Raw genomic sequence first — 26,234 nt, 5'->3', positions numbered from 1 at the left:
CCATGATCCACAGCATGACGGCCTTCGCCCGCGCCGAACAAGCAACGGCCCACGGCACCCTGAGCTGGGAGCTGCGCTCGGTCAACCACCGTTACCTGGAGGCGCACCTGCGCCTGCCGGATGCCTTCCGTGACCTGGAAGGCTCCGCACGCGAATTGCTGCGCCAAGGGTTATCGCGGGGCAAAGTCGAATGCACCCTGCGCTTCGCCGAAGACAGCGCCGGCAAGGCCCTGCAAGTCGATCGCGAGCGCGCGGCGCAACTGATTGCCGCCGCGGAGAGCGTGGCCAGCCTGATCAAGCAACCGGCGCCCCTCAACCCGCTCGAGGTGCTCGGCTGGCCTGGCGTGCTGGTGGCCGATGCCGCCGACCCGCAGGCGCTCAATAAGGCCGCCCTGACGCTGTTCACTCAGGCACTGGAGCAACTAAAGAGCGCCCGCGGCCGCGAAGGCGCCGAGCTGGCCAAACTGCTCAACGAACGCCTGGACAGCATCACCGCTGAAGTCGCCGCCCTGCGCGAACTGGTGCCGCAGATGCTCGCCACGCAGCGGCAGAAGATCCTCGACCGCTGCAGCGAGATGCAGGCCGAGCTCGATCCACAACGCCTGGAACAAGAGCTGGTGATGCTCGCGCAGAAAAGCGATGTGGCCGAAGAACTGGACCGCCTGGCCACCCATGCCAGTGAAGTACGCCGTGTACTGAAAAGTGCTGGCGCCGCGGGTCGACGCCTGGACTTCCTGATGCAGGAGCTCAACCGCGAGGCCAACACCCTCGGCTCCAAGGCCTTCGACCCACGCAGCACCCAGGCCGCGGTCAACCTCAAGGTGCTGATCGAACAGATGCGCGAACAAGTACAGAACATCGAATAAAACGACTGCGCTAGGCTATGTCGCGTGGCCTGGAGCGAAGCGGAGTAACAGCCGAAGGCTGACCCGCCGAGCGAGCGACGCGAGTAAATCAGATCCGACCCGAGAATTGCTATGACCCTCACCACCGGCACCCTCTACATCATTTCCGCACCCTCCGGCGCCGGCAAGACCAGCCTGGTCAAGGCGCTGCTCGACAGCGAGGCGCTGATTCGCGTCTCGGTGTCGCACACCACCCGCGCTATGCGCCCGGGCGAAGTGGAGGGGGTGAACTACCACTTCACCAGTCGCGAGCAGTTCCACGGCATGCTCGACAACAACGAGTTCCTCGAGCATGCCGAAGTATTCGGCAACCTCTACGGCACCTCGCAAAAGTGGGTCGAGCAAACCCTGAGCGAAGGTTTCGACCTGATTCTGGAAATCGACTGGCAGGGCGCGCAACAGGTACGTCGCCTGATGCCTCAGGCCAAATCGATCTTCATTCTGCCACCGACCCAGGAGGCCCTGCGCCATCGCCTGACCAATCGCGGCCAGGACAGCGGGGAAATCATCGAACAACGCATGCGTGAAGCCGTCAGCGAGATGAGCCACTACGTCGAATACGACTACCTGCTGATCAACGACGACTTCGCCCACGCGCTCAGCGACCTGAAAGCCATCTTCCGCGCCAACCAGTTGCTGCAGAGTTCGCAGCAGCAACGTCATACTGGCCTGCTCAGCGAGCTGCTGGCCTGAGCAGCCGCTGCCCCCGGATAAATCAGTGCTTCCCTTAATGCGGGGGTTTTTTTAAACTCTTTAGTCCGCTCGCCCATTCGGGCCCAGCTTTATCTGCATTTTGCTACGAGGAACACCATGGCTCGCGTAACCGTCGAAGACTGCCTGGACAACGTTGAAAACCGCTTCGAGCTGGTCATGCTTGCCACCAAGCGTTCGCGCCAACTCGCCACCGGCGGCAAAGAGCCGAAGCTGGCCTGGGAAAATGACAAGCCGACCGTGGTCGCCCTGCGTGAAATCGCCGCCGGTCTGGTCGACTACGACGTGATCGCGCAAGACGAAATCGTCGAAGAAGAACCGCTGTTTGCGGCATTCGAGGAAGAGGCCAACGAGCCTCAGTAAATTTATGCCGGGTCGACGTCATACGGCGCAGGGTCATAACAATCGGTACGGAGAACATCCATGCCGAGCATAGACGCCCTCGCCGATCGACTTTCGACCTACCTCGGCAGCGACCAGGTCAATCTGGTCCGGCGCGCCTACTTCTACGCCGAACAAGCCCACGACGGCCAACGCCGGCGTAGCGGCGAAGCCTACGTCACCCATCCCCTGGCGGTGGCGAATATTCTTGCCGACATGCACATGGACCATCAGAGCCTGATGGCCGCGATGCTGCATGACGTAATCGAAGACACCGGTATCGCCAAGGAAGCGCTGCATGCGCAATTCGGCGAAACCGTGGCCGAGCTGGTCGACGGGGTCAGCAAGCTGACTCAGATGAACTTCGAGACCAAGGCCGAGGCACAGGCCGAGAACTTCCAGAAGATGGCCATGGCCATGGCCCGCGATATCCGCGTGATCCTGGTCAAACTGGCCGACCGCCTGCACAACATGCGCACCCTGGAAGTGCTGTCCGGCGAGAAACGCCGGCGCATCGCCAAGGAGACCCTGGAGATCTACGCGCCGATCGCCAATCGTCTGGGCATGCACAGCATGCGGGTGGAGTTCGAGGACCTCGGGTTCAAGGCCATGCACCCGATGCGCTCCGAGCGCATCCGCATCGCCGTACGCCGTGCCCGCGGCAACCGCAAGGAAATCGTCAACAAGATCGAAGAATCGCTGACCCACTGCCTCGCCCGCGAAGGGCTGGAAGGCGATGTGCTCGGCCGCGAGAAGCACCTCTACGGCATCTACCAGAAGATGCGCGGCAAGCGTCGGGCGTTCAACGAGATCATGGACGTCTACGCCTTCCGCATCGTGGTCGACAAGGTCGACACCTGCTACCGGGTACTCGGCGCCGTGCACAACTTGTATAAACCCTTGCCCGGACGCTTCAAGGACTACATCGCGATTCCCAAGGCCAACGGTTACCAGTCGCTGCACACCACGCTGTTCGGCATGCACGGCGTGCCCATCGAAATCCAGATCCGCACCCGCGAGATGGAGGAGATGGCCAACAACGGCATTGCCGCACACTGGCTGTACAAGTCCAACGAAGAAGATCAGCCCAAGGGCACCCACGCCCGCGCCCGGCAATGGGTCAAAGGCGTGCTGGAAATGCAGCAGCGCGCCGGCAACTCGCTGGAATTCATCGAGAGCGTGAAGATCGACCTGTTCCCCGACGAGGTCTACGTGTTCACCCCCAAAGGCCGCATCATGGAGCTACCGAAAGGCTCCACCGCGGTCGACTTCGCCTACGCGGTGCACACCGACGTCGGCAACACCTGCATCGCCTGCCGCATCAACCGCCGCCTGGCGCCGCTGTCGCAAGCCCTGGAAAGCGGTTCGACGGTGGAAATCGTCAGCGCCCCCGGCGCCCGGCCGAATCCGGCCTGGCTGAATTTCGTGGTTACCGGCAAGGCCCGCACGCACATTCGCCACGCCCTGAAACTGCAACGCCGCTCCGAGTCGATCAGCCTCGGCGAGCGCCTGCTGAACAAGGTGCTGGCCGGTTTCAACAGCCATCTGGACAAACTCACCCACGAACGGGTGCAAGCGGTGCTCGCCGAGTATCGCCTGGAAGTCATCGAAGACCTGCTGGAAGACATCGGCCTGGGCAATCGCATGGCCTACGTGGTGGCCCGCCGCCTACTGGCCAGCGACGGCGAGGAACTGCCGAGCGCCGAGGGCCCGCTGGCGATCCGCGGCACCGAAGGCCTGGTGCTGAGCTACGCGAAATGCTGCACGCCGATCCCCGGCGACCCCATCGTCGGTCACCTGTCGGCGGGCAAAGGCATGGTGGTGCACCTGGAAACCTGCCGCAATATCGGCGAAATCCGGCATAACCCGGAAAAATGCATCCAGCTGTCCTGGGCCAAGGATGTGGTCGGCGAATTCAATGTCGAACTGCGCATCGAACTGGAACACCAGCGCGGCCTGATCGCCCTGCTGGCCGGCAGCGTCAACGCCGCCGACGGCAATATCGAGAAGATCAGCATGGACGAACGCGATGGTCGCATCAGCGTCGTGCAGCTGGTAGTCAGCGTGCACGACCGCGTGCACCTGGCCCGCGTGATCAAGAAGCTGCGCGCGCTCGCCGGGGTCATTCGCATCACCCGGGTGCGCGCCTAAGCACATGCCCAAAACTCATTCCCATTAGAGTGGGCTTGAGCCCACCGCCCTCGCTAAATCCTTTGGCGGGCTACGCCCCCTACCCTCACCAGGAGAATTTCATGAGCAAGAGCGTTATCAATAGCGACAAAGCCCCGGCCGCCATCGGCACCTATTCCCAGGCGATCAAGGCCGGCAACACCGTGTATGTGTCCGGGCAGATCCCGCTGGACCCGCAGACCATGGAGCTGGTCGAAGGCTTCGAGGCGCAGACCGTGCAGGTCTTCGAAAACCTCAAGGCCGTGGCCGAGGCCGCCGGTGGCTCGTTCAAGGACATCGTCAAGCTGAACATCTTCCTCACCGATCTGTCGCACTTCGCCAAGGTCAACGAGGTGATGGGGCGCTATTTCGAGCAACCCTACCCGGCTCGTGCTGCCATCGGCGTGGCCGCTCTGCCACGCGGCGCCGCAGTGGAAATGGACGCTATTCTGGTACTCGACTAAGTACCCCGGCGGGGTTCGCCACCCCGCCACTTTTGTGGGCCCAGCGCAGCATCCTTGCGCCACACTACGGCTCAGCGCAGCGCGCCTCGGCGGCGCCAGCCCACTGCTCACTGCCCAGTCAGGCTCGCCAGCACCGCCGCATAACCCTCGCGATAGCTCGGATACTGCGGAGCCCAGCCCAGCGCCCGCGCGCGGGCATTGCTGCAACGCTTGCTGCCGACACGGCCCAGCGTCGACTCCTCGGCCCAGTGGCTGACACCCAACTGCTGGCGTAACCAGGCCACCACTTCGTGCAGCGCGGCCGGCTCGTCATCGACGCCGATATAGCAATCCTGCAACGCCACGCCACGGGCATCGGCCTGCAGCAGGAACGCCAACAGACCCGCGGCATCCTCGACATGGATGCGATTGCCGTACAGCGGCGGCTCAGCCGCCACCCGATAACCTTGCTGCACCTGATTGATCAGCCGCTGCCGGCCCGGCCCGTACAGTCCGCTCAGGCGCACCACGCTCGCCGGGATATCGCTGTGCAGCGCGAGCTGCTCGGCTTCGCGCATCACCCGGCCGGAGAAGCCCTCTGCGGCGGCCGGCGACAGCTCATCTATCCACTCGCCCTGCTGTTGGCCATAGACCCCGCTACTGGAGACGAACAGCAGACGCCGCGGCCGTTGCCCATGTAGCGCCAACCAACTCAGCACCCGACGCAAACCCTCGACATAGGCGGCGCGATATCCCGGCTCGTCGTATTGACTGGCCGCCGCGCAATACACCAGGTAGTCCAGCGTGCCGGTGGGCCACTGGGCCGGACAGCTATCGGCTTGCAGGTCGCCAGCCACCGGCAAAATCTGCGCTGGCAGCGCCGCTGTCGTGCGGCGCAGGCCATGCACCGTCCAGCCGGCATCGGTCAGGCGCAGCCCCAGGCGGCTACCGACATCCCCGCAACCGGCAATCAACAGCCTCGCTGCATCCATCACAATCGCCTCCAGAATATCCGTGAGGCGCAGTGTAGCCCGGTTGGTTCATTGCAATGCAAAGGCTATGCTAAGCGGTAACTTAATGGATAAACCCTATGACCCTCACCGAACTGCGCTACATCGTCACCCTCGCTCAGGAGCAACACTTCGGCCACGCCGCCGAGCGCTGCCATGTCAGCCAGCCGACCCTGTCGGTGGGGGTGAAGAAGCTCGAGGACGAGCTCGGTGTGCTGATCTTCGAGCGCAGCAAGAGCGCGGTGCGCCTGACTCCGGTCGGCGAGGGCATCGTCACCCAGGCGCAGAAAGTGCTGGAACAGGCCCAGGGCATCCGCGAACTGGCCCAGGCCGGCAAGAACCAGCTGACCGCGCCGCTGAAGATCGGCGCCATCTACACCGTCGGCCCCTACCTGTTCCCTCACCTGATTCCGCAGCTGCACCGGGTGGCGCCGCAGATGCCGCTGTACATCGAGGAAAACTTCACCCACGTGCTGCGCGACAAGCTGCGCACCGGCGAGCTGGACGCGATCATCATCGCCCTGCCGTTCCAGGAAGCCGATGTGCTGACCATGCAGCTGTATGACGAACCCTTCTACGCCCTGATGCCGGCCGGCCACCCCTGGGCGGCGCTGGACAGCATCGACAGCAAGCTGCTCAACGACAAGAGCCTGCTGCTGCTCGGCGAGGGTCACTGCTTCCGCGATCAGGTCCTGGAAGCCTGCCCGACCCTGCGCAAGGGCAGCGAAGAACACGCCAAGCACACCACGGTGGAGTCCAGCTCATTGGAAACCATCCGCCACATGGTCGCCTCCGGCCTCGGCGTGTCGATTCTGCCGCTCTCCGCCGTGGACAGTCACCATTACGCGCCCGGCATCATCGACGTGCGTCCGCTGAGCGCACCGGTGCCGTTCCGCACCGTGGCCATCGCCTGGCGTGCCAGCTTCCCGCGACCGAAAGCCATTGAAATGCTGGGCGACTCGATCCGTCTGTGCTCGGTCGCCCGCCCCCAGGCGCAAAAGGCCTAAGCCGCGCATGAGCGAACTGGCCGCGGTTTCCGTTACGGCGCTCAAAGGCGTCGGCGCCGCCCTGGCCGAGAAACTCGCCAAGGTCGGTCTGGAAAACTTGCAGGACGTGCTGTTCCACCTGCCGTTGCGCTACCAGGACCGCACCCGCATCGTGCCGATTGGTGCACTGCGGCCCGGACAGGATGCGGTGGTCGAGGGCATAGTCGCCGGCGCTGACGTGGTCATGGGCCGTAGGCGCAGCCTGCTGGTGCGCCTGCAAGACGGCAGCGGCACCCTCAGCCTGCGCTTCTACCATTTCAGCCAGGCGCAAAAAGAGGGCCTGAAACGTGGCACCCAGGTGCGTTGCTACGGCGAGGTGCGCCCCGGCTCCTCCGGCCTGGAGATCTACCACCCGGAATACCGTGCGTTGTCTGGCAGCGAACCGATTGCCGTGGAACAGACCCTGACGCCGATCTACCCGACCACCGAAGGCCTGACCCAGCAGCGCCTGCGCAGCTTGAGCGAACAGGCGCTGGCGCGACTCGGCCCGCACAGCCTGCCGGACTGGCTACCCCGCGAGCTGGCCCGCGACTATCAACTCAGCCCACTGGACCAGGCCATCCGTTACCTGCACCGGCCACCGGCGGATGCCGACCTGGAAGAACTGGCCGAGGGTCGCCACTGGGCCCAGCACCGCCTGGCCTTCGAAGAGCTGCTGACCCACCAGCTGTCACTGCAACGCCTGCGTGAAAGCCTGCGCGCCCAACAGGCGCCGCGCCTGCCCATCGCCAAGCAGCTGCCGCAGCAGTTCCTCAGTAACCTGGGCTTCCCACCGACCGGCGCGCAGACCCGCGTGGGCGCCGAGATCGCCTACGACCTGAGCCAGGACGAACCCATGCTGCGCCTGATTCAGGGCGATGTCGGCGCCGGCAAGACCGTTGTCGCTGCCTTCGCCGCGCTGCAAGCGTTGGAGGCCGGTTACCAGGTCGCGTTGATGGCGCCAACCGAGATTCTCGCCGAACAGCACTTTCTCAACTTCAGCAAATGGCTGGCGCCGCTCGGCCTCGACGTCGCCTGGCTGGCCGGCAAACTCAAGGGCAAGGCGCGCGCCGCCGCCCTGCAGCAGATCGCCGACGGTACGCCCATGGTGGTCGGCACCCACGCGCTGTTCCAGGACGAGGTGGAGTTCAAACGCCTGGCCCTGGTGATCATCGACGAACAACATCGCTTCGGCGTGCAGCAGCGCCTGGCGCTACGCCAGAAAGGCGTCGGCGGGCGCCTGTGTCCACACCAGCTGATCATGACCGCGACGCCCATCCCGCGCACCCTGGCGATGAGCGCCTACGCCGATCTGGACACCTCGATCCTCGACGAACTACCGCCCGGCCGTACCCCGGTGAACACCGTCCTGGTCGCCGACAGCCGCCGCCTGGAGGTGATCGAACGGGTGCGCTCGGCCTGCCATGAGGGCCGCCAGGCGTACTGGGTCTGCACCCTGATCGAAGAATCCGAAGAGCTGACCTGCCAGGCCGCCGAGACCACCTTCGAAGACCTCTCGGCCGCCCTCGGTGGCCTGCACGTCGGGCTGATCCACGGGCGCATGAAGCCCGCGGAAAAAGCCGCAGTAATGGATCGGTTCAAGCAGGGCCAACTGCAACTGCTGGTCGCCACCACGGTGATCGAGGTCGGTGTCGACGTGCCAAATGCCAGCCTGATGATCATCGAAAATCCGGAGCGCCTGGGCCTGGCCCAGCTGCACCAACTGCGTGGCCGGGTCGGTCGCGGCAGCGCCGCCAGCCACTGCGTGCTGCTCTATCACCCGCCGCTGTCGCAACTGGGTCGGCAACGCCTGGGCATCATGCGCGAGACCTGCGATGGTTTCGTCATCGCCGAAAAAGACCTGGAGCTGCGCGGCCCAGGGGAAATGCTCGGTATCCGCCAGACTGGCCTGCTGCAATTCAAGGTCGCCGACCTGATGCGCGATGCCGACCTGTTGCCGGCGGTGCGCGACGCCGCCCAAGCCCTGTTGGCCCACTGGCCGCAACATGTCAGCCCGCTGCTGGAACGCTGGTTGCGCCATGGCCAGCAATACGGCCAAGTGTGATCCAGCGCACAGTGCAGCCGTCGCCTCAGCCGTTGCTTGGCTGGACTGCTGTTTATACTTCTGCTCACTGCACCTCAGCCGGATTTCGTTATGACCGAAGTAGCCCTCGCCCCCGACACCACGCTGCGACCACCGGCGGTGATTCTGCAACTGCTGGATAAGCTCGACCTAGCCTACCGGGTGCGCAGCGAACATTCAGGCCTAGCGGCCGCCCAGCGCCTGCAGGCGGTGTTGCTCGAAGATGCGGTTGGCGCCTTGCTGGTGCTCTACCCGCAGAGCCAGCTACTCGACCTCAATCGCCTGGCCGAGCTGACCGGGCGCAAACTCACCGCGGTCAAACCGGAGCGCCTGGAGCGCATGCTCGGCAAGCACAGCCTGAGCACGCTGCCCGGCCTGCCGCCGCTGACCAGCTCACCCTGTCTGTACGATGAGCGCCTGCTTCAGGTGCCGGGCCTGCTGATTGAGTCCGGCCAGCCCGGCGTACTTCTGGAGATGTCCAGCGAGGCCTTCAAGAGCCTGCTGAGCAAGGCCAGCGCGGCGCGTTTCGGCGAGCCGCTGAGCACTATCCAGCTGAACCTCGACCGCCCGGACGATGACCGCGCCGAGATCAGCCAAGCGGTGCAGGCCTTCACCGCGCGGCGTATCCAGCAACGCCTGGAAGAAACCATCGAGATCCCGCCGCTGCCGGAAACCGCGCAGAAGATCGTCAAGCTGCGGGTCGACCCGGACGCCACGGTGGACGACATCACCGGCGTGGTGGAAACCGACCCGGCGCTGGCCGCTCAAGTGGTCAGCTGGGCGGCCTCGCCCTACTACGCCGCACCCGGCAAGATCCGCTCGGTGGAAGACGCGATTGTCCGCGTGCTGGGTTTCGACCTGGTGATCAACCTGGCCCTCGGCCTGGCCCTGGGCAAGACGTTGAGCCTGCCCAAGGACCATCCGCAGCAGGCTACACCCTATTGGCAGCAGGCCATCTACACCGCAGCGGTGATCGAGGGACTGACCCGCGCCATGCCGCGCACCCAGCGCCCGGAAGCCGGCCTGACCTACCTCGCCGGCCTGCTGCACAACTTCGGCTATCTGCTGCTGGCGCATGTCTTCCCGCCACACTTCTCGCTGATCTGCCGTCACCTGGAGGTCAACCCGCACCTCTCCCATAGCTATGTCGAGCAGCACCTGCTGGGCATTAGCCGCGAGCAGATTGGCGCCTGGCTGATGCGTTACTGGGACATGCCGGAAGAGCTGGCCAGCGCCCTGCGCTTCCAACATGACCCCGACTATGCCGGCCCGCATGCGGTCTACCCGAACCTGGTGTGCCTGGCGGTCAGTTTGCTGCGCAACCGCGGCATTGGCGCCGGCCCGCAAGGCGAAATCCCGCAGAGCCTGCTCGACGGCCTGGGCCTGAGCCGCGAAAAGGCCGATGAGGCCGTCGACAAGGTGCTCGCGGCCGAAGTCGCGCTGCGTGAGCTGGCCGCGCAATTCCACTCGCCGCAATAAGCGGAGCAGGGCCGTCTTGCACGGCGCAGGCGGATCGCATACGCACAGAATTAAGGGGCCGACTCAGGCTCCTTTCTTATGCGCTGGGTGATCGTTCAGTGGCTACGCCGAATCATTTCAGTTGCGCCCGGCGCTCGGCGAACAGCGCCGGCAGTGCCTGCTCGCTGCTTTCCAGCAATAGCCGGAGCGCCGCCTGCTCATACATAGCCGCATACTCGTCGAGTTGTTCGCTGGGCATCTGCCGATAGGCGTACAACATGAACGACTCCACCCCTTGGGCACTGGAGGCACGCAGCGCTTGCGCCTGGGCCGCAGTTTGCTTGCTCAGGGCGCGCTCATCGAGGGTTTCACCACGCGCCTTGAGCGCCAGCAGCGCCTGAGTCTTGCCCACCTCATAACGCAGCAGCGCGGCCAGGGCGGTAGTGTGCGCCGCGACATCGAGGCGTTGTACCAACGCCAGGCGTGCTTGCAGCGGCGGTCGCGCTGCCAGCTGTGCACGGTAGCTGGTCAGCGCCTCGGCGCCGTCTTCGCCGACGGCGCGCTCGGCGGCGGTGAAGCGCCGCGCCAGGGGACTGTCGAGCAAGCGTTGCGCCTGCTGCAGCTGAGCCTGGTCGAACCTGCCGACCAGGCGCTTGGCCAAGTCCCGGCACAGGGCATCGGCGGCAAACAGCCGACCCAGCTCGACCTGCCGCGCCTCGCTCAGCCCACGCTGCAGCAGCGGCGCACTCTGCTCGCAGAGCAGGCGAATCCCGGCCAGTTCGAACAACGGGGCGAAGGCTTCGGCTTTCGGTGGCGCCGCGTGCGCCAGGCTGGCGACGGACAACAGACAAAGGATGATAAAACGCATTGGCAGGCTTCCGCAGTGACTCCGGCCAGCCTAACCAATGGAGCACGCGCCGACCAGCAGTGGCGCGCGAGGTTGAGCGTCAGGCGGCTTTTTTCTCGGTCGGTTTTTTCTTCGCCACCAGGTATTTGGTCAGCCCCTGGAACCACAGCACCAGCGCCGGGTTGCCCTGGATCTGGATGTCCTTGTTCTGAATGCCCTGCATAAAGGCCAGTTGCTTGTTCTTCGCGCTCATGGTGGCGAAGCCATAGGCACCGTCCTTGAAACCCAGGGCGAAAGCCGGTTTGAGCGCGGGGCCGCGCTTGCTGCTGATGCGCTGGTCTTTGACGATGAAGTGACGAGCGATCTTGCCATCCAGGGTGTGCAACTGGAACACCATGTCGCGGTCGACCAGTTGCTGCTGGAAAGCCGGATTGTCGCGGCTGGCCTTGCTCATCAGGCGACCCAGCATCCACAGGAGAAAACGGAATTTCATGCGCACGGCCTCGACGGGGAAAAGAAACGGCGCGCAGTGTAGCGGTTTGGCGAGGACTACAGCCGACCTAAAGCCTGGTGTAGACGGGGTGGAGGGCAGGAGAAAGGCACCCGGAGCCGCTTAGCTCCGGGCTGGGGAAGCTCAGTTGACCGCGTCTTTCAGGGACTTGCCCGGTTTGAAGGCAACGGTATTGCTGGCCTTGATCTGCACCGGCTGGCCGGTTTGTGGGTTTTTGCCAGTGCGCGCACCACGATGACGCTGCAGGAAGGTGCCAAACCCAACCAGGGTCACACTGTCCTTGCGGTTCAGCGCGCCGGTGATTTCTTCGAGCACGGCGTTGAGTACACGATTGGCCTGATCCTTGGTCAGATCTGCCTTATCGGCAATGGCGGCGGCGAGTTCCGGTTTACGCATAAAATGCCTCTTTGACGGTTTGTTGTTGTTGTGTCCGTGCTGTTCGTCAGAACAGCGCTCAAAGCGCCGCAACAGCTCTGTGCTGCGGCAGACTGAGGGAGAATGGCACGCCATTTGGACCTGCGCCAGTCTTGTCCGACAGTTTAATCCGGGGTTTTTACGACATACCCGACAGAACCCCTGACATTCACGCCAGAAGCGCCGGCAGCAGCTTATTCAGCGCCAATTTTTCCTGCACGGCCGCGCCGGTCAGGGCATAACCAAGCAAGGCGCCAGACGCGTCGCGACACAAGGCCTTGATGTCGCTGCCGCTACCCTCCACCGTCCATTCGCCCTGCAGGCCACGCGGTGGCGGCGAGACCACCAGCGGGCACACCGGGGTTTTCACCGTGACCGGCATGGCGCCATAGCGGACTGCGGTTGGTTGACCGGCCAGGGTCTGCGCCAGGGCACGGGCACAGGTCATCAGCGGCATCACGTAGAGCAGGTTGAGGCCATCGACCTCGGCGCAGTCGCCCAAGGCATAGATATTGGCGTGGGAGGTGCGCAGCTGGCGATCGACCATCACCCCGCGATTGACTCCCAGGCCGGCCGCAGCGGCCAGGTCGATGCGTGGACGCAGGCCGACCGCCGATACCACCAGGTCACAGGCGATCTGCGTACCGTCGGACAGGCGCGCGAGTAAGCCCTCTGCCGCATGATTGAGGCTGATCAATACCGGACCGAGGTGAAAGCGCGCGCCGAGGCTTTCCAGCCCCGCCTGCACCGCCGCGGCCGCGGCCGGATGCAGCAGCCCGGGCATCACCTGTTCACAGGGCGCGACCAACTCGACCTGATAGCCGCCGAGACTCAGGTCATTGGCGAACTCACAGCCGATCAAGCCGGCACCGAGCAGCAACACGCGGCGTTTGCCGGCCGCCGCGAGGCGAAAGCGCGCGTAGTCTTCCAGATCATTGATCGGGAACAGCGCATCCTGCGCGTCGCCCTCGACCGGAACGCGGATCACCTCGGCGCCCCAGGCCAGCACCAGGTCACGGTACGGCACGGCTTCCTCACCGATCCACAGGCGCTGGTGCCCGGCATCGATACCGGTAATCCGCGTATGGGTGCGCACCTCGGCGTTCAGCTGCTCGGCCATGGCGCCCGGCTCGGCCATGCTCAGGCCATCGGCGTCCTTGTGCTTGCCGAAGCCGGTGGACAGCATAGGTTTGGAATAAGAGCGACCGTCATCGGCGGTGATCAGCAGCAACGGCGTCTGACTGTCCAGCTTGCGAAACTCCCGCGCCAGGTTATAGCCGGCCAGGCCGGTGCCGACGATCACCACAGGTGCACTCATTGTCCATTCCTCACTCGTGAAAACGCCGCGACGGCCCCCAGTGGCCTGTGTGGCTAGTTCAATTAGTCAATTTCGGCGCTTGAGGCCCCGATACTGCGTTGCCGCTCGTCGCCATAGCCCGCTATGATTCGTCGCAGCGCCTGGTCTAGGAACCTCAACCATCCAAACTTGAGTTAGCCAACTAACCGTACAGGCCACTAGGCCGCCGCGAAATCATGGCTCACTCGGGACGCTGCCGGCCAATACGCGGCGTTGCTGACTCAGGCGAGTTCGATCATCTCGAAATCCATCTTGCCCGCGCCGCAATCCGGGCAGATCCAGTCGGCGGGAATGTCTTCCCAGCGGGTTCCGGGGGCAATCCCCTCTTCCGGCAGACCAGCCGCTTCGTCGTAGATAAAGCCGCAGACCACGCATTGCCACTTGCCCATACTGCCTCCGCGATACGGCAACTGTTGCCAACCCCAGTCCACTCAGCTGCCCGGCGGCAAACCGAAACAGACACCCCCCAGCAGATCTACGCGTTTTAGCCCGCCCAATAAAAACGGCGGCCCGCTGGGCCGCCGTAGTCAATTCTGGGATCAGGCGATTTCGATCATCTCGAAATCCATCTTGCTCACGCCGCAGTCCGGGCACAACCAATCTTCCGGGACGTCTTGCCACGGGGTGCCGGCAACGATGCCTTCATCGGGCCAACCTTGGCTTTCGTCGTAGATCAGCCCACAGACCACACATTGCCACTTCTTCATAACGACCTCTGTAACTTTCACGGTAGTGCGCGAGGCACGCTACCGCAAATGCACGCAGGCGCCAAGCCGCCGGGCGACGAATGCCGCCCGACGGGTCGCTTACAGCACGACCTGCAGCGGGTCGGTAATCGCCATGCCGTACATGGCGATCATGGTCAGGCCACCGGCCGCCAGGAGGTAGTAGAGGGTCGGCAACATGGTCTTGCGCAGGGTGATGCCTTCACGCCCGAGCAGGCCCACGGTGGCCGAAGCCGCGACCACGTTGTGGATGGCGATCATGTTGCCGGCGGCGGCGCCGACCGACTGCGCGGCCACCATCATCGCCCCGGAGACGCCGAGCAAGCCGGCGGTGTTGAACTGGAACTGCGAGAGCATCAGGTTCGACACGGTGTTGGAACCGGCGATAAAGGCCCCCAGGGCACCGACAGCCGGCGAGAACAACGGATAAATGCCGCCCACGCTGTCCGCTACCAACGTGGCCATGGCCACCGGCATCGAGATCAGGTCGGATGCATTGACCCCGGAGTTGATCAGGATACGCACCATCGGAATGGTGAAGATCAGCACGAAGCCGGCACCGAGCAAGGTACGGCTCGACTCGCTGACTGCCGCACCCAGTTCGGCCAGGCGCATGCGGTGCAGGAAGCAGGTCACCAGCACCACCATGCACAGGATGCCACCCGGCAGATACAGCGGTTGCAAGGTGCCGGAAACACCGGTTTCACCGAGGATGTCGGTCCAGCCAAAGCTGACCGCCATCAACGCGGCTTTCAGCTCGGGGAATATCCGCGATGCCACCAAAAATACCGCCAGCAGCAGGTACGGAGCCCAAGCCATGCGTACGGAAATCGGTGTCTTGCCGGCGATGTCCTCGATTTTCAACTCGATCTTGCCCATCCATTCGGCTGGCCAGTCTTTCGCGTCGGCGAAATCCCAGGTTTCCTTCGGCAGCAGAAAGCCTGCTTTAGCGGCTGGAATCACTATGGCCAGACCGACCATGGCACCGATCATCGAAGGGAATTCAGGGCCGAGGAACACCCCCGCCGCCATGTACGGCAGGACGAAGGCGAGACCGGTGAAGATGGCAAACGGCGCCACCATCAAGCCTTCTTTCCAGGACTGATTCTTGCCGAAGAAGCGGGTCATGATCATCAGCATGATCAGCGGCATGAGGATGCCAATCAGGCCATGGGTGATGGCCACCCGCGAGTAGATCAGTTGAAAGAAGATGTCCCAGTTGCTATTGAGCGCCAGCAGCTGTGCGCTCATCCCGGATTGATCCAGGCCACCTGTGACCCCCACCAGCATCGGCGTACCGACCGCGCCGAACGACACCGGCGTGGATTGCACCATCATGCCCAGCACCACCGCGGCCAATGCCGGGAAGCCCAGGGCCACCAGCAACGGCGCGGCGACTGCAGCCGGGGTACCGAAACCGGAAGCACCTTCGATAAAGCAACCGAACAACCAGGCGACGATCAGTGCCTGTACCCGGCGATCCGGACTGATGGCGGAGAAGCCCCGGCGAATCGCGCTGATGCCGCCGGAGTGCTTGAGGGTATTGAGCAGCAGGATGGCGCCGAAGATGATCCAGAGGATCGCCGCGGTGAGAATCAGCCCTTGCAAGCTGGAGGCGATAACCCGATTGAGGGTCATGTCCCAGGCCGTCAGGCCAATGATTGCGGTGAGGACGAAGACCACAGGCATGGCGTACTTGGCCGGCCAGCGAAAGCCGATCAGCAGCACACCCGCCAGCACCAGCGGCACGAAGGCCAGGATCGACAGCAGTGTTTGACTCATGAGTTGGTTCCTATTTGTTATTGTGAACCACAGTGTTCCGGGGGTACCCGGTGCCACGCATCTGGACCTTGCCGGCCCCAGGACACCGGCCGAGGATCGTCCGGCCGGTGTCCATGCTCGAAAGCCCCGCCAGCCAGAGGCTGTCGGGACCGCTTGTACTCCTCCCCCAGCCGACACCCGTATCGGCTGGGCTGCTGCTTGTGTGGGAGGGGCTTTAGCCGCGACCGCTAGCCGCCAGTCGCGGCTAAAGCCCCTCCCACGATCATGTTGCTGTCGCTCAGGCCTGCTGTTTGAAGCGCAGGCGCCAGGCGTGCAACAGCGGCTCGGTATAACCGCTGGGCTGCTCGCGGCCCTTGAACACCAGATCGCTGGCCGCCTGAAAGGCCGCCGACTGCGCGTAGTTCGCCGCCATCGGCCGGTACTGCAGATCGCCGGCGTTCTGTGCGTCGACCACCTTGGCCATGCGCTCGAGGGTCTCGCGCACCTGCGCCTCGGCGACCACGCCGTGGTACAGCCAGTTGGCGATGTGCTGACTGGAGATACGCAGGGTCGCGCGGTCTTCCATCAGGCCGACGTTGTGAATGTCCGGCACCTTGGAGCAGCCGACGCCCTGCTCGACCCAGCGCACCACGTAACCGAGGATGCCCTGGCAGTTGTTGTCCAGTTCCTGCTGGATGTCCGCAGCGCTCCAGTTGCGCTCGGCGGCCACCGGCACGCTCAACAGGTCGTGCAACAGGCTGTCGCGCTGGGCGTCGAGGTCGCTGCGTTCCAGCTCGCGCTGCAGCGCCGCCACGTCGACCTGGTGGTAGTGCAGCGCATGCAGCACGGCGGCGGTCGGCGACGGCACCCAGGCGGTGTTGGCGCCGGCCAGCGGGTGCGCGATCTTCTGCTCGAGCATGGCCGCCATCAGGTCCGGCATGGCCCACATGCCCTTGCCGATCTGCACGCGACCACGCAGGCCGCAGTTGAGGCCGACCAGCACGTTGTTGCGCTCGTAGGCCTGGATCCAGGCACTGCTCTTCATGTCGCCCTTGCGCAGCATGGCGCCGGCTTGCATGGCGCTGTGCATCTCGTCGCCGGTGCGGTCGAGGAAGCCGGTGTTGATGAAGGCCACCCGCGCACTGGCGGCGGCGATGCAGGCCTTGAGGTTGACGCTGGTGCGCCGCTCCTCGTCCATGATGCCGATCTTCAGGGTATGCCGTGGCAGTTGCAGCAGGTCTTCGATACGGCCGAACAGCTGGTCGGCGAAGGCCACTTCGGCCGGGCCATGCATCTTCGGTTTGACGATGTAGACACTGCCGCTGCGCGAGTTGCCGCGCCGCTTGAGGTCGTGCAGGGCGATCAGGCTGGTCATCACGCCGTCGAGGATGCCCTCGGGGATCTCATTACCTTCGCCGTCGAGGATCGCCGGGTTGCTCATCAGGTGGCCGACGTTGCGCACGAACAGCAGCGAGCGGCCGTGCAGCTTCAGCTCGCCACCGGCGGCAGCCACGTACTGGCGGTCCGGATTGAGGCGGCGGACGAGGCGCTGGCCGCCCTTCTCCAGTTCTTCAGTCAGGTCGCCCTTCATCAGGCCGAGCCAGTTGCGATAGATCAGCAGTTTGTCGTCGGCGTCGACCGCGGCCACCGAGTCCTCGCAATCGAGAATGGTCGACAGCGCGGCTTCGATCAGCAGGTCCTTGACCCCGGCGGCGTCGGTGGCGCCGACCTGGCTGTGCGGGTCGATCTGGATTTCCAGGTGCAGGCCGTGGTTCTTCAGCAGCACGGCCTTGGGCGCAGTGGCCTCGCCCTGATAGCCGACGAACTTCTCGGTCTGAGCCAGGCCGCTCTGACTGCCGTCTTCCAGGGTCACCTGGAGCTGGCCGTCGACCACCCGGTAGCTGACCGCGTCGGCGTGGGAGCCAGTGGCCAGCGGCGCAGCCTGGTCGAGGAAGGCGCGAGCGAAGGCGATGACCCTGGCGCCACGGGTCTGGTTGTAGCCCGGGCCCTTTTCGGCGCCACCGTCCTCGGAGATGGCGTCGGTGCCGTACAGGGCGTCGTACAACGAGCCCCAGCGGGCGTTGGCGGCGTTCAGCGCGTAACGCGCGTTCATCACCGGCACCACCAGTTGCGGGCCGGCCTGGCTGGTAATTTCGCTGTCGACGCTGGCGGTGCTGGCCTGCACGCTGTCCGGCTGCGGCAACAGGTAACCGATGGACTCGAGGAAGGCGCGGTAGGCCGGCATGTCGGTCACCGGGCCCGGATGGGCGCGGTGCCAGGCATCCAGTTCGACCTGCAGACGCTCACGCTCGGCCAGCAGGGCGCGATTGTGCGGCGCCAGGTCATGCACCAGGGCGTCGAATCCACTCCAGAAGGCCTCGCGCTCGATGCCGCTGCCCGGCAGCACCTCCTCGTCGACGAAACGTTGCAGCTTGGCGGCCACTTGCAGGCGCTGGCAGTTCACGCGATCGGACATTTTCCACTCTCCATCAAACTGTGCAGGTGCGGCGCAAAGCGCCGGCAGGGGCTCCCACGGGAGCCCTGTCAGTAGTCAATTCAGCCCAGGGTGGCGATGCCGGCCTTGGCCACTTGGGCGTCCTGCTCGGCCTTGACCCCGGAGACACCCACCGCGCCGACCACCTGGCCGTCGACCATCACCGGTACGCCGCCTTCCAGGGACGTGATCAGCGGGGCGGAGAGAAAGGCGCTGCGGCCGCCGTTGACCATGTCCTCGTAGCCCTTGGTTTCACGGCGACCGAGCGCCGCGCTGCGCGCTTTCTCGGTGGCGATGTAGGCAGCGACCGCCGCACAACCGTCGAGGCGTTCCAGGGCCAGCGGGTGGCCGCCGTCGTCGACCACGGCAATGGCCACGGCCCAGCTGTGCTGCTGCGCTTCGGCGCGCGCAGCGGCAAGAATGCGGGCGACTTCGGCTTGACCCAGTACGGCTTTGCTTTGCATCTGTGATTCCTCTCAATGAATGCGTATGGCCGGCTCGTAGCCGGCGTTGCGTAGGAGCCAGTTTGCTGGCGATCGCTGCGAAGCGGATCGCCAGCAAGCTGGCTCCTACAGGGGTGGTGTCAGTTCATGGCCTCTTCGACCAGCTCGATCCAATGCCGCACCGGGGTACGCCCGGCGCCGTCGAGGTGGGTCTGACAGCCGATGTTGGCGGTGACTATCACCTGCGGCTTGCCGCTTTCCAGAGCGTTCAGCTTGTTGTCGCGCAGCTGTTTCGACAGTTCCGGCTGGGTCAGCGAATAGGTGCCGGCCGACCCGCAGCACAGGTGGCTGTCCGCCACGGCGGTGAGGCCGAAACCGAGGCGGGCGAGCACCTCCTCCACCGCGCCCCCGAGTTTCTGCGCGTGCTGCAGGGTGCAGGGGCAATGGAAGGCCAGGCGCAGCTCACTGCGCACGCCGAGACCCTCCAAGGGCTCTTCGCGCAACACTTCCACCAGGTCCTTGGCCAAGGCGCTGACCCGCTTGGCTTTCTCGGCGTAGGCCGGGTCCTGCTCGAGCAGGTGACCGTAGTCCTTGACGAAGGCGCCGCAGCCGCTGGCGGTCTGCACGATGGCCTCGGCGCCCTGCTCGATGGCCGGCCACCAGGCGTCGATGTTGCGTCGGGCACGCTGCAGACCCGCTGCCTGGGCATCGAGGTGGTAGTCCACCGCACCGCAGCAGCCGGCCTCGCGGATCGGCGTGACACTGATGCCAAGGCGATCGAGCACCCGCGCGGTGGCGGCATTGGTGTTGGGCGACAGCCCCGGCTGCACGCAGCCTTCGAGCAGCAGCACGCGGCGTGCATGGCGCGGGGCGGGACGCGGCTTGGCCGCACCTGCGGCGCGCGGCAACTTGGCCTTGAGCGCCGCTGGCAGCAGCGGGCGCAGGGCCTGACCGACCTGGGTCAGGCCCTTGAACAGGGCCGCGTTCGGCACCACGGCGCGCAGGCCTTGGCGCAGCACGCGCTGACCCAGTGGGCGCGGCACCGCCGCCTCGACCACGGCGCGGCCGATGTCCAGCAGGTTGTGGTAGTCCACACCGGACGGGCAGGTGGTTTCGCAGTTGCGGCAGGTCAGGCAGCGATCCAGGTGCAGCTGGGTCTTGGCGGTGACCTGGTTGCCTTCGAGCACCTGCTTGATCAGGTAGATACGCCCACGGGGGCCGTCCAGCTCGTCGCCAAGCAGTTGGTAGGTCGGGCAGGTGGCGTTGCAGAAGCCGCAGTGCACGCAGCTGCGCAGAATGCTTTCGGCCTCTTCGCCGCGCGGCAGACGCTTGGCTTGCTCACTCAGATTCGTCTGCACGGCTTACACCTCGGAGTACATGCGACCGGGGTTAAAAATCCCCTGGGGGTCGAGCTGGGCTTTCAGTTGGCGGTGGTAGCGCAGCAAGGGCGCGGCCAGCGGCTGCAACGGGTTGTCACAGTGCCCGGCGCTGAAGCAGGTGGCGTGGCCACCGACTGCCGTGGCGACCTGGCGGATCAGCGCGGCATCGGCGTCGGACTTCAGCCAGCGCTGCGCGCCGCCCCAGTCGATCAGCTGCTCGCCGGGCAGGGCCAGCACGCCGCTGTGGCTCGGCACGGACAGGCGCCACAGCGGCGCCGCAGCGGCGAAGAAAGGCAGACGCTGCTCGTTCAGCTCGCCCCAGTAGGCGCTATCCAGCAGTTCGCCGCCGAGGCGTTCGCGGGCCGCGGCCACCGAGCCCTCACCGCCCTCCAAACGCAGGTGCAAGGCCTGACCGTCATGGCTGGCGGCGCTGATCGGGATCGGCTGCTGGCCCCACTCGGCGAGTTTCTGCAGGGCGCAGGCGGCGTCCATCTGCAGGCGCAGGCTGATGGTCTGGCGCGGTTTGGGCAGCACCTTGAGCGACACTTCGGTGATCACCCCGAGGCAACCGAAGCTGCCCGCCAGCAGGCGCGACAGGTCGTAGCCGGCGACGTTCTTCATCACCTCGCCGCCGAAACGCAGCTGCTTGCCGAAACCGGTGATCAGCCGCGTGCCCAGGACCAGGTCACGCACCGCCCCGGACCAGGGCCGGCGCGGCCCGGACAGCCCGGCCGCGAGCATGCCGCCGACCGTGGCGCCTTCAGCAAAATGCGGCGCTTCGCAGGTGAGCATCTGCCCGGCCTCATCCAGCGCCGCCTCCAGCTCGACCAGCGGCGTGCCGGCGCGAACGGTGATCACCAGCTCGGTCGGGTCGTAGCTGACGATGCCGCGATGGGCACGGGTGTCGAGCACCTCGCCAGCCACGTTACGGCCGAGAAAGGCCTTGCTGTTGCCGCCCTGAATGCGCAGCGCAGTCGAGCTGTTCAGCGCGTGATTGACCTGTTCCAGCAGCGCCGCACTGGCGTCTGCATCGTGACGCATGACCATTAGAAACGCTCCAGTTCGGGAAAAGGCAGCTGGCCGTGGTGCACGTGCATGGCGCCAAATTCGGCGCAGCGGTGCAGGGTCGGGATGTTCTTGCCGGGGTTGAGCAGGCCACTGGGGTCGAAGGCCGCTTTCACCGCGTGGAACAGAGTCAGCTCGTCGCTGTTGAACTGGGCGCACATCTGGTTGATCTTCTCGCGGCCCACGCCGTGTTCGCCGGTGATGCTGCCGCCGACCTTGACGCAGAGTTCGAGGATCTTGCCGCCTAGGGCTTCGGCGCGCTCCAGTTCGCCGGGCTGGTTGGCATCGAAGAGGATCAGCGGGTGCATATTGCCGTCACCGGCGTGAAACACGTTGGCCACGCGCAGGCCGCACTCGGCGGACAGCTCGCTGATGCCCCTGAGCACACCGGGCAGCTCGCGCCGCGGAATGGTGCCGTCCATGCAGTAGTAGTCCGGCGAGATGCGCCCGACCGCCGGGAAGGCGTTCTTGCGCCCGGCCCAGAACTTGACCCGCTCGGCCTCGTCGCGCGCCAGGCGTACCTCGGTGGCGCCGGCCTGCTGCAGCACCGCGCGTACCCGTTCGCAGTCGTCCTGCACATCGGCTTCGACGCCATCCAGTTCGCACAGCAGGATGGCTTCGGCCTCGACCGGGTAACCGGCCTGGATAAAGTCTTCCACCGCCCTGATGGCCAGGTTGTCCATCATCTCCAGGCCACCGGGAATAATGCCGGCGGCGATGATGTCGCCGACCGCACGACCGGCCTTCTCCACCGAATCGAAACTGGCCAGCAGCACCCGCGCCACCTGCGGCTTGGGCAGCAGCTTGACCGTGACCTCGGTGATGATGCCGAGCATGCCTTCCGAGCCGGTGAACAAGGCCAACAGGTCGAAGCCGGGCGCATCCAGGGCATCGCTGCCCAGGGTCATGCGCTCGCCCTCGACCGTGAGGACCTCCACCTTGAGCAGGTTATGCACGGTCAGGCCGTACTTCAGGCAGTGCACGCCGCCGGCGTTCTCGGCGACGTTGCCGCCAATCGAGCAGGCGATCTGCGAGGACGGGTCCGGTGCGTAATACAACTCATGCGGCGCCGCCGCCTGGGAGATCGCCAGGTTGCGCACGCCGGGCTGGACTCGGGCGAAGCGTCCGGCCGGGTTGACCTCGAGAATCTTGTTGAAGCGCGCCAACACCAGCAGGATGCCCTGCTCCAGCGGCAACGCGCCGCCGGACAGACCGGTGCCGGCGCCGCGCGCCACTACCGGCACGCCGCGCTGGTGGCACAGCTTGAGCAGGGCTTGTACCTGTTCGACGCGCTCGGGCAGCACCACCAGCATCGGGGTGGCGCGGTAGGCCGAGAGGCCGTCGCATTCGTAGGGTTTGAGATCTTCCTGATCGTGCAACACGTCCAGGTCTGGCAGCTGCGCGCGCAGCTCAGCCAGCAGGGCCAGCTTATCGACTGTGGGCAGCGGGCCATCGACACGCTCGTCGTACAGAATGCTCATGGCAGGCTCACTCGAATGACGTTGCTGTTCTGTGCAGGCCAGGCGGCGAACCCGAGCTGCTTATTGTGGCCAGTATGTTTAGGCCGCGGCGAGTTCGGCGTCCATCGCTAAGCACACTGGTACGACCAGTTTTTTCAAGTGCACAGTCCGCCTCCTGCCATCTAATGCCTTACATTTACTGGGACGGATGCCTATAGTGAAAGCGCTTCGATTAACCAATTTGAACTGGTCCTACCAGTTGTTCGAGGTTTAAACATGCTCGAAGAAACGCCTGAAACTCGTCGTCAGGTCAGTGATGTGGTCGCCGAACGGATCGAGCGATTGATCGTCGATGGCGTGCTCAAGGTCGGCCAGGCGCTGCCTTCGGAACGGCGCCTGTGCGAGAAGCTGGGGATATCCCGCTCGGCCTTGCGCGAGGGACTCAAGGTGCTGCGCGGCCGCGGCATCATCGAGACCGCCCAGGGCCGCGACTCGCGGGTCGCCACGCTGAGCGGGCCGCGCGATGCCAGCCCGCTGATGCACCTGTTCAACTCGCAGCCGCGCACCCTCTTCGATCTGCTCGAAGTGCGCGCCCTGCTGGAGGCCGAATCGGCACGCCTGGCCGCCTTGCGCGGCACCGACGCGGATTTCGTCCTGCTCACCCGACGCTACGAGGAAATGCTCGCCGCCCACGCCCAGGCGGATGCCGTCGAACCGCGCGAGCATGCGCGCCTCGACCATGCCTTCCACCTGGCGATCTGCGAGGCCTCACACAACCCGGTGCTGCTGCACACCCTGCAGTCGCTGACCGACCTGATGCTCAGCACGGTGTTCGCCTCGGTCAACAACCTCTATCACCGGCCCGTGCAGAAACGCCAGATCGACCGCCAGCACGCACGGCTGTACCACGCGGTGATCGAGCGCCTGCCGGAACAGGCGCAGCGCGCCGCCCGCGAGCACATCCACAGCATCCGCGACAATCTCAAGGAGATCGAGCAGGAGGAACAACGCCTGGTGCGCGCGAGCATGCGCCTGGAGGGCTGGACCTAGGAGCCTGTCGGACTTAACGCTGCCCTAAGAAAGCGTTTCGATACGCAGGCTGTTGGTACTGCCCGGTTGGCCGAAGGGTACGCCGGCGGTGATCACCACGGTGTCGCCGGGCTGGGCCATGCCTTGGGCCTTGGCGATGTTCAGGGCGGTGCTGGTGACCTCCTCGACCTCATGCAGGCGCGGGTTGACCACCGAGTAGATGCCCCAGGCGACGCTCAGGCGCCGTGCGGTGTGCAGGTTCGGGGTCAGGCTGAGGATCGGCGTCTTCGGCCGCTCGCGCGAGGCGCGCAGGCTGCTGGCGCCGGACTCGGTGTAGTTGACCAGCGCGGCCACCGGCAGGATCGAGCTGATGCGGCGGATCGCGCAGCTGATCGCATCCGAGGCGGTGGCTTCGGCCTGCGGGCGGCTGACGTCGAGTTGGGCCTGGAAGTCCGGGCCGCTTTCCACCTGGCGGATGATCTTGCTCATCATCTGCACCGCTTCCAGCGGGTAGTCGCCGGAGGCGGTCTCGGCCGACAGCATCACTGCATCGGCGCCTTCGGCCACGGCGTTGGCCACGTCGGTGACTTCGGCGCGGGTCGGCGCCGGGGAGAAGCGCATGGATTCGAGCATCTGCGTGGCCACCACCACCGGCTTACCGAGCTGGCGGCAGGTGCGGATGATGTCCTTCTGGATGCGCGGCACGTTTTCCGCCGGCACTTCCACGCCGAGGTCGCCACGGGCGACCATGATCGCGTCGCACAGTTGGGCGATGGCTTCGATCTGCTGCACCGCCGAGGGTTTCTCGATCTTGGCCATGATGAAGGCCTTGCCCTGGATCAGCTCGCGCGCCTCGAGGATGTCCTCGGGACGCTGGACGAACGACAGCGCCACCCAGTCCACGCCCAGTTCCAGGCCGAAGGTCAGGTCGCGGCGGTCTTTCTCGGTCAGCGGGCTGAGTTGCAGCACCGCCTCCGGCACGTTGACGCCCTTGCGGTCGGACAGCTCGCCGCCGGCGATCACCTGGGTGTCGATGGCGTCGCTGTGCTTGGCGGTTACCTGCAGGCGCAGGCGGCCGTCGTCGAGCAGCAGGTTCATCCCCGGCTGCAGCGCTTCGATGATTTCCGGGTGCGGCAGGCAAACCCGGCGGGCGTCGCCCGGAGTGGGGTCCAGGTCCAGGCGCAAGGCCTGGCCGCGCTCCAGGTTGACCTTGCCGTCTTTGAACCGGCCGACGCGCAGCTTCGGTCCCTGCAGGTCCATGAGGATGCCGATCGGCGTGTTCAGGCGCTGCTCCACTTCGCGCACCCAGTGGTAGCGCTGGGCGTGGTCGGCGTGCTCGCCGTGGCTGAAGTTGAGGCGGAACAGGTTGACCCCGGACTCGACCAGCTGGCGGATGTCCTCGATGCCGTTGATCGCCGGGCCGAGGGTGGCGAGGATTTTTACTTTCTTGTCGGCGTTCATTGGGCAGGGTCCTTTAGGATCAAAATGGCGCGGAAATCGTTGACGTTGGTCCGGGTCGGCCCGGTGACGATCAGTTGCTCGAGGGCGGCGAAGTAGCCATAGCCGTTGTTGTTGTCCAGCTCAAAGCTGCTGCTCAGGCCCAGCGCCGCGGCGCGGGCATGGCTGTCCGGGGTCATGATGGCGCCGGCGTTGTCTTCCGAGCCGTCGATGCCGTCGGTGTCACCGGCCAGGGCGTAGACCCCGGGCAGGCCCTTGAGGCTGTCGGTCAGGCTGAGGAGGAACTCGGCGTTGCGTCCGCCGCGGCCATTGCCGCGCACGGTGACCGTGGTTTCGCCGCCGGAGAGGATCACGCACGGCGCCTTGAGCGGCTGGCCGTGCTGCAGCACCTGCTTGGCGATGCCGGCATGCACCTTGGCCACCTCGCGCGACTCGCCCTCCAGGTCGCCGAGAATCAGGGTCGGCAGACCGGCGGCCTCGGCCTTGGCGGCGGCGGCATCCAGCGCCTGCTGCGGCGTGGCGATCAGCTGGAAGTGGCTGCGGCTCAGGCAGGGGTCGCCCGGCTTGACCGTCTCCGAACGCGGGTCCTGCAACCAGGCGCGCACGTTGGCCGGGATCTCGATGCTGTAGCGGGCGAGAATCGCCAGGGCCTGCACCGAGGTGGTCGGGTCGGCCACGGTCGGCCCGGAGGCGATCACCGTGGCTTCATCGCCCGGCACGTCGGAGATCGCATAGGTGTACACGCTGGCCGGCCAGCAGGCCTTGGCCAGGCGCCCGCCCTTGACCGCCGAGAGGTGCTTGCGCACGCAGTTCATCTCGCCAATGGTCGCGCCGGACTTGAGCAGCGCCTTGTTGATCGCCTGCTTGTCGGCCAGGGTGATGCCCTCGGCCGGCAGGGCCAGCAGCGAGGAGCCGCCACCGGACAGCAGGAAGATCACCCGGTCGGACTCTTGCAGGTTGCTGACCAGCTCCAGCACGCGACGGGCCACCCGTTCGCCGGCATCGTCCGGCACCGGGTGGGCGGCTTCCACCACCTCGATCTTCTGGCAATGGGCGCCGTGCTCGTAGCGGGTCACCACCAGGCCGGAGACTTCCCCTTGCCACTC

At 65.4% G+C, this 26,234-nt stretch carries 24 protein-coding genes; 9 read left to right on the top strand and 15 right to left on the bottom strand.

The window, feature by feature from the left end; all coding sequences use genetic code 11:
- The first annotated feature begins 2 nt into the window (after positions 1-2).
- From FBY03_RS15435 to FBY03_RS15415, 5 genes are all read left to right on the top strand, one after another.
- A complete protein-coding gene (locus tag FBY03_RS15435; protein WP_147173256.1) occupies positions 3-866 on the top strand; it encodes a YicC/YloC family endoribonuclease in 864 nt (287 codons plus the stop codon).
- A 111-nt stretch (positions 867-977) separates the two neighbouring features.
- A complete protein-coding gene (gmk, locus tag FBY03_RS15430) occupies positions 978-1,598 on the top strand; it encodes a guanylate kinase (protein ID WP_147173255.1) in 621 nt (206 codons plus the stop codon).
- Between the two features lie 117 nt (positions 1,599-1,715).
- On the top strand, positions 1,716-1,979 hold the full coding sequence (rpoZ, locus tag FBY03_RS15425; RefSeq protein WP_147173254.1) for a DNA-directed RNA polymerase subunit omega: 264 nt from the start codon (positions 1,716-1,718) through the stop codon (positions 1,977-1,979).
- 60 nt (positions 1,980-2,039) lie between these two features.
- The gene (gene spoT, locus FBY03_RS15420) at positions 2,040-4,148 is read left to right on the top strand and encodes a bifunctional GTP diphosphokinase/guanosine-3',5'-bis pyrophosphate 3'-pyrophosphohydrolase (RefSeq protein WP_147173253.1); all 2,109 of its coding nucleotides are present in this window, start codon (positions 2,040-2,042) and stop codon (positions 4,146-4,148) included.
- A gap of 101 nt (positions 4,149-4,249) precedes the next feature.
- Positions 4,250-4,630 (top strand): RidA family protein, encoded by a 381-nt coding sequence (locus tag FBY03_RS15415; RefSeq protein WP_147173252.1) that lies wholly within the window; start codon positions 4,250-4,252, stop codon positions 4,628-4,630.
- A 107-nt stretch (positions 4,631-4,737) separates the two neighbouring features.
- Here the strand turns inward: FBY03_RS15415 and FBY03_RS15410 are convergent, their stop codons facing one another.
- Positions 4,738-5,601, bottom strand: a complete 864-nt coding sequence (locus FBY03_RS15410) for an SDR family oxidoreductase (protein ID WP_147173251.1) — start codon at positions 5,599-5,601, stop codon at positions 4,738-4,740.
- A gap of 98 nt (positions 5,602-5,699) precedes the next feature.
- On the opposite strand from FBY03_RS15410, the gene FBY03_RS15405 reads away from it, so the two are divergent.
- The 3 genes from FBY03_RS15405 to FBY03_RS15395 all read left to right on the top strand — a co-directional run bounded on the left by FBY03_RS15405 (position 5,700) and on the right by FBY03_RS15395 (position 10,206).
- A complete protein-coding gene (locus tag FBY03_RS15405) occupies positions 5,700-6,626 on the top strand; it encodes a hydrogen peroxide-inducible genes activator (RefSeq protein ID WP_147173250.1) in 927 nt (308 codons plus the stop codon).
- A 7-nt stretch (positions 6,627-6,633) separates the two neighbouring features.
- Positions 6,634-8,709, top strand: coding sequence for an ATP-dependent DNA helicase RecG (gene recG, locus FBY03_RS15400; protein ID WP_147173249.1), 2,076 nt, complete (start codon positions 6,634-6,636; stop codon positions 8,707-8,709).
- A gap of 90 nt (positions 8,710-8,799) precedes the next feature.
- Positions 8,800-10,206 (top strand): aminoacyl-tRNA deacylase and HDOD domain-containing protein, encoded by a 1,407-nt coding sequence (locus FBY03_RS15395; RefSeq protein ID WP_147173248.1) that lies wholly within the window; start codon positions 8,800-8,802, stop codon positions 10,204-10,206.
- Positions 10,207-10,318: 112 nt separating this feature from the next.
- Here the strand turns inward: FBY03_RS15395 and FBY03_RS15390 are convergent, their stop codons facing one another.
- From FBY03_RS15390 to glcD, 12 genes are all read right to left on the bottom strand, one after another.
- The gene (locus FBY03_RS15390; RefSeq protein ID WP_147173247.1) at positions 10,319-11,053 is read right to left on the bottom strand and encodes a hypothetical protein; all 735 of its coding nucleotides are present in this window, start codon (positions 11,051-11,053) and stop codon (positions 10,319-10,321) included.
- Positions 11,054-11,132: 79 nt separating this feature from the next.
- Positions 11,133-11,525, bottom strand: a complete 393-nt coding sequence (locus tag FBY03_RS15385; protein ID WP_147173246.1) for a helicase — start codon at positions 11,523-11,525, stop codon at positions 11,133-11,135.
- Between the two features lie 141 nt (positions 11,526-11,666).
- Positions 11,667-11,939, bottom strand: a complete 273-nt coding sequence (locus FBY03_RS15380) for an HU family DNA-binding protein (protein ID WP_025163878.1) — start codon at positions 11,937-11,939, stop codon at positions 11,667-11,669.
- 187 nt (positions 11,940-12,126) lie between these two features.
- Positions 12,127-13,275 carry an NAD(P)/FAD-dependent oxidoreductase gene (locus tag FBY03_RS15375; RefSeq protein WP_147173245.1) on the bottom strand — a complete coding sequence of 383 codons (1,149 nt, stop codon included), beginning with the start codon at positions 13,273-13,275 and terminating at the stop codon, positions 12,127-12,129.
- Positions 13,276-13,535: 260 nt separating this feature from the next.
- The gene (locus FBY03_RS15370; protein WP_025163876.1) at positions 13,536-13,703 is read right to left on the bottom strand and encodes a rubredoxin; all 168 of its coding nucleotides are present in this window, start codon (positions 13,701-13,703) and stop codon (positions 13,536-13,538) included.
- Positions 13,704-13,853: 150 nt separating this feature from the next.
- Positions 13,854-14,021, bottom strand: coding sequence for a rubredoxin (locus FBY03_RS15365; RefSeq protein WP_025163875.1), 168 nt, complete (start codon positions 14,019-14,021; stop codon positions 13,854-13,856).
- A gap of 99 nt (positions 14,022-14,120) precedes the next feature.
- Positions 14,121-15,821 (bottom strand): L-lactate permease, encoded by a 1,701-nt coding sequence (locus tag FBY03_RS15360; RefSeq protein ID WP_147173244.1) that lies wholly within the window; start codon positions 15,819-15,821, stop codon positions 14,121-14,123.
- 277 nt (positions 15,822-16,098) lie between these two features.
- Complete coding sequence (locus FBY03_RS15355) at positions 16,099-18,276, bottom strand: malate synthase G (protein WP_147173243.1); 2,178 nt, start codon at positions 18,274-18,276, stop codon at positions 16,099-16,101.
- 80 nt (positions 18,277-18,356) lie between these two features.
- Complete coding sequence (locus tag FBY03_RS15350) at positions 18,357-18,758, bottom strand: heme-binding protein (RefSeq protein WP_147173242.1); 402 nt, start codon at positions 18,756-18,758, stop codon at positions 18,357-18,359.
- A 119-nt stretch (positions 18,759-18,877) separates the two neighbouring features.
- The gene (gene glcF / locus FBY03_RS15345; protein WP_147173241.1) at positions 18,878-20,095 is read right to left on the bottom strand and encodes a glycolate oxidase subunit GlcF; all 1,218 of its coding nucleotides are present in this window, start codon (positions 20,093-20,095) and stop codon (positions 18,878-18,880) included.
- Between the two features lie 3 nt (positions 20,096-20,098).
- Positions 20,099-21,157 (bottom strand): glycolate oxidase subunit GlcE, encoded by a 1,059-nt coding sequence (glcE, locus tag FBY03_RS15340; protein ID WP_147173332.1) that lies wholly within the window; start codon positions 21,155-21,157, stop codon positions 20,099-20,101.
- Positions 21,158-21,162: 5 nt separating this feature from the next.
- Positions 21,163-22,662 carry a glycolate oxidase subunit GlcD gene (gene glcD, locus FBY03_RS15335; RefSeq protein ID WP_147173240.1) on the bottom strand — a complete coding sequence of 500 codons (1,500 nt, stop codon included), beginning with the start codon at positions 22,660-22,662 and terminating at the stop codon, positions 21,163-21,165.
- A gap of 255 nt (positions 22,663-22,917) precedes the next feature.
- On the opposite strand from glcD, the gene glcC reads away from it, so the two are divergent.
- Entirely contained in the window at positions 22,918-23,691 is a 774-nt protein-coding gene (gene glcC / locus FBY03_RS15330; RefSeq protein ID WP_147173239.1) for a transcriptional regulator GlcC, read from the top strand.
- A gap of 24 nt (positions 23,692-23,715) precedes the next feature.
- Here the strand turns inward: glcC and pyk are convergent, their stop codons facing one another.
- Positions 23,716-25,131: a pyruvate kinase gene (gene pyk, locus FBY03_RS15325; RefSeq protein WP_147173238.1), complete on the bottom strand. Its 1,416-nt coding sequence runs from the start codon at positions 25,129-25,131 to the stop codon at positions 23,716-23,718.
- On the bottom strand, positions 25,128-26,234 hold a 1,107-nt coding region (locus FBY03_RS15320), incomplete at its 5' end, for a glycerate kinase (protein WP_147173237.1). The genes FBY03_RS15320 and pyk, both read right to left, overlap by 4 nt.

It is taken from the genome of Pseudomonas sp. SJZ079, from assembly GCF_007993865.1.
Lineage (GTDB): Bacteria > Pseudomonadota > Gammaproteobacteria > Pseudomonadales > Pseudomonadaceae > Aquipseudomonas.
The sequence above is the reverse complement of the archived record's forward strand: the minus strand, read 5'-3'. Positions and strand labels throughout refer to the sequence as shown.

What these genes read in the sequence shown, in the direction of transcription:
- pyk (WP_147173238.1), bottom strand. Translation starts at nt 25,131, where the DNA reads ATGAACGCCGACAAGAAAGTAAAAATCCTCGCCACCCTCGGCCCGGCG.
- FBY03_RS15410 (WP_147173251.1), bottom strand. Translation starts at nt 5,601, where the DNA reads ATGGATGCAGCGAGGCTGTTGATTGCCGGTTGCGGGGATGTCGGTAGC.
- glcE (WP_147173332.1), bottom strand. Translation starts at nt 21,157, where the DNA reads ATGCGTCACGATGCAGACGCCAGTGCGGCGCTGCTGGAACAGGTCAAT.
- FBY03_RS15360 (WP_147173244.1), bottom strand. Translation starts at nt 15,821, where the DNA reads ATGAGTCAAACACTGCTGTCGATCCTGGCCTTCGTGCCGCTGGTGCTG.
- FBY03_RS15370 (WP_025163876.1), bottom strand. Translation starts at nt 13,703, where the DNA reads ATGGGCAAGTGGCAATGCGTGGTCTGCGGCTTTATCTACGACGAAGCG.
- gmk (WP_147173255.1), top strand. Translation starts at nt 978, where the DNA reads ATGACCCTCACCACCGGCACCCTCTACATCATTTCCGCACCCTCCGGC.
- recG (WP_147173249.1), top strand. Translation starts at nt 6,634, where the DNA reads ATGAGCGAACTGGCCGCGGTTTCCGTTACGGCGCTCAAAGGCGTCGGC.
- FBY03_RS15415 (WP_147173252.1), top strand. Translation starts at nt 4,250, where the DNA reads ATGAGCAAGAGCGTTATCAATAGCGACAAAGCCCCGGCCGCCATCGGC.
- spoT (WP_147173253.1), top strand. Translation starts at nt 2,040, where the DNA reads ATGCCGAGCATAGACGCCCTCGCCGATCGACTTTCGACCTACCTCGGC.
- FBY03_RS15435 (WP_147173256.1), top strand. Translation starts at nt 3, where the DNA reads ATGATCCACAGCATGACGGCCTTCGCCCGCGCCGAACAAGCAACGGCC.
- FBY03_RS15390 (WP_147173247.1), bottom strand. Translation starts at nt 11,053, where the DNA reads ATGCGTTTTATCATCCTTTGTCTGTTGTCCGTCGCCAGCCTGGCGCAC.
- FBY03_RS15365 (WP_025163875.1), bottom strand. Translation starts at nt 14,021, where the DNA reads ATGAAGAAGTGGCAATGTGTGGTCTGTGGGCTGATCTACGACGAAAGC.
- FBY03_RS15395 (WP_147173248.1), top strand. Translation starts at nt 8,800, where the DNA reads ATGACCGAAGTAGCCCTCGCCCCCGACACCACGCTGCGACCACCGGCG.
- glcD (WP_147173240.1), bottom strand. Translation starts at nt 22,662, where the DNA reads ATGAGCATTCTGTACGACGAGCGTGTCGATGGCCCGCTGCCCACAGTC.
- rpoZ (WP_147173254.1), top strand. Translation starts at nt 1,716, where the DNA reads ATGGCTCGCGTAACCGTCGAAGACTGCCTGGACAACGTTGAAAACCGC.
- FBY03_RS15385 (WP_147173246.1), bottom strand. Translation starts at nt 11,525, where the DNA reads ATGAAATTCCGTTTTCTCCTGTGGATGCTGGGTCGCCTGATGAGCAAG.
- FBY03_RS15355 (WP_147173243.1), bottom strand. Translation starts at nt 18,276, where the DNA reads ATGTCCGATCGCGTGAACTGCCAGCGCCTGCAAGTGGCCGCCAAGCTG.
- FBY03_RS15350 (WP_147173242.1), bottom strand. Translation starts at nt 18,758, where the DNA reads ATGCAAAGCAAAGCCGTACTGGGTCAAGCCGAAGTCGCCCGCATTCTT.
- FBY03_RS15405 (WP_147173250.1), top strand. Translation starts at nt 5,700, where the DNA reads ATGACCCTCACCGAACTGCGCTACATCGTCACCCTCGCTCAGGAGCAA.
- FBY03_RS15375 (WP_147173245.1), bottom strand. Translation starts at nt 13,275, where the DNA reads ATGAGTGCACCTGTGGTGATCGTCGGCACCGGCCTGGCCGGCTATAAC.
- FBY03_RS15380 (WP_025163878.1), bottom strand. Translation starts at nt 11,939, where the DNA reads ATGCGTAAACCGGAACTCGCCGCCGCCATTGCCGATAAGGCAGATCTG.
- glcC (WP_147173239.1), top strand. Translation starts at nt 22,918, where the DNA reads ATGCTCGAAGAAACGCCTGAAACTCGTCGTCAGGTCAGTGATGTGGTC.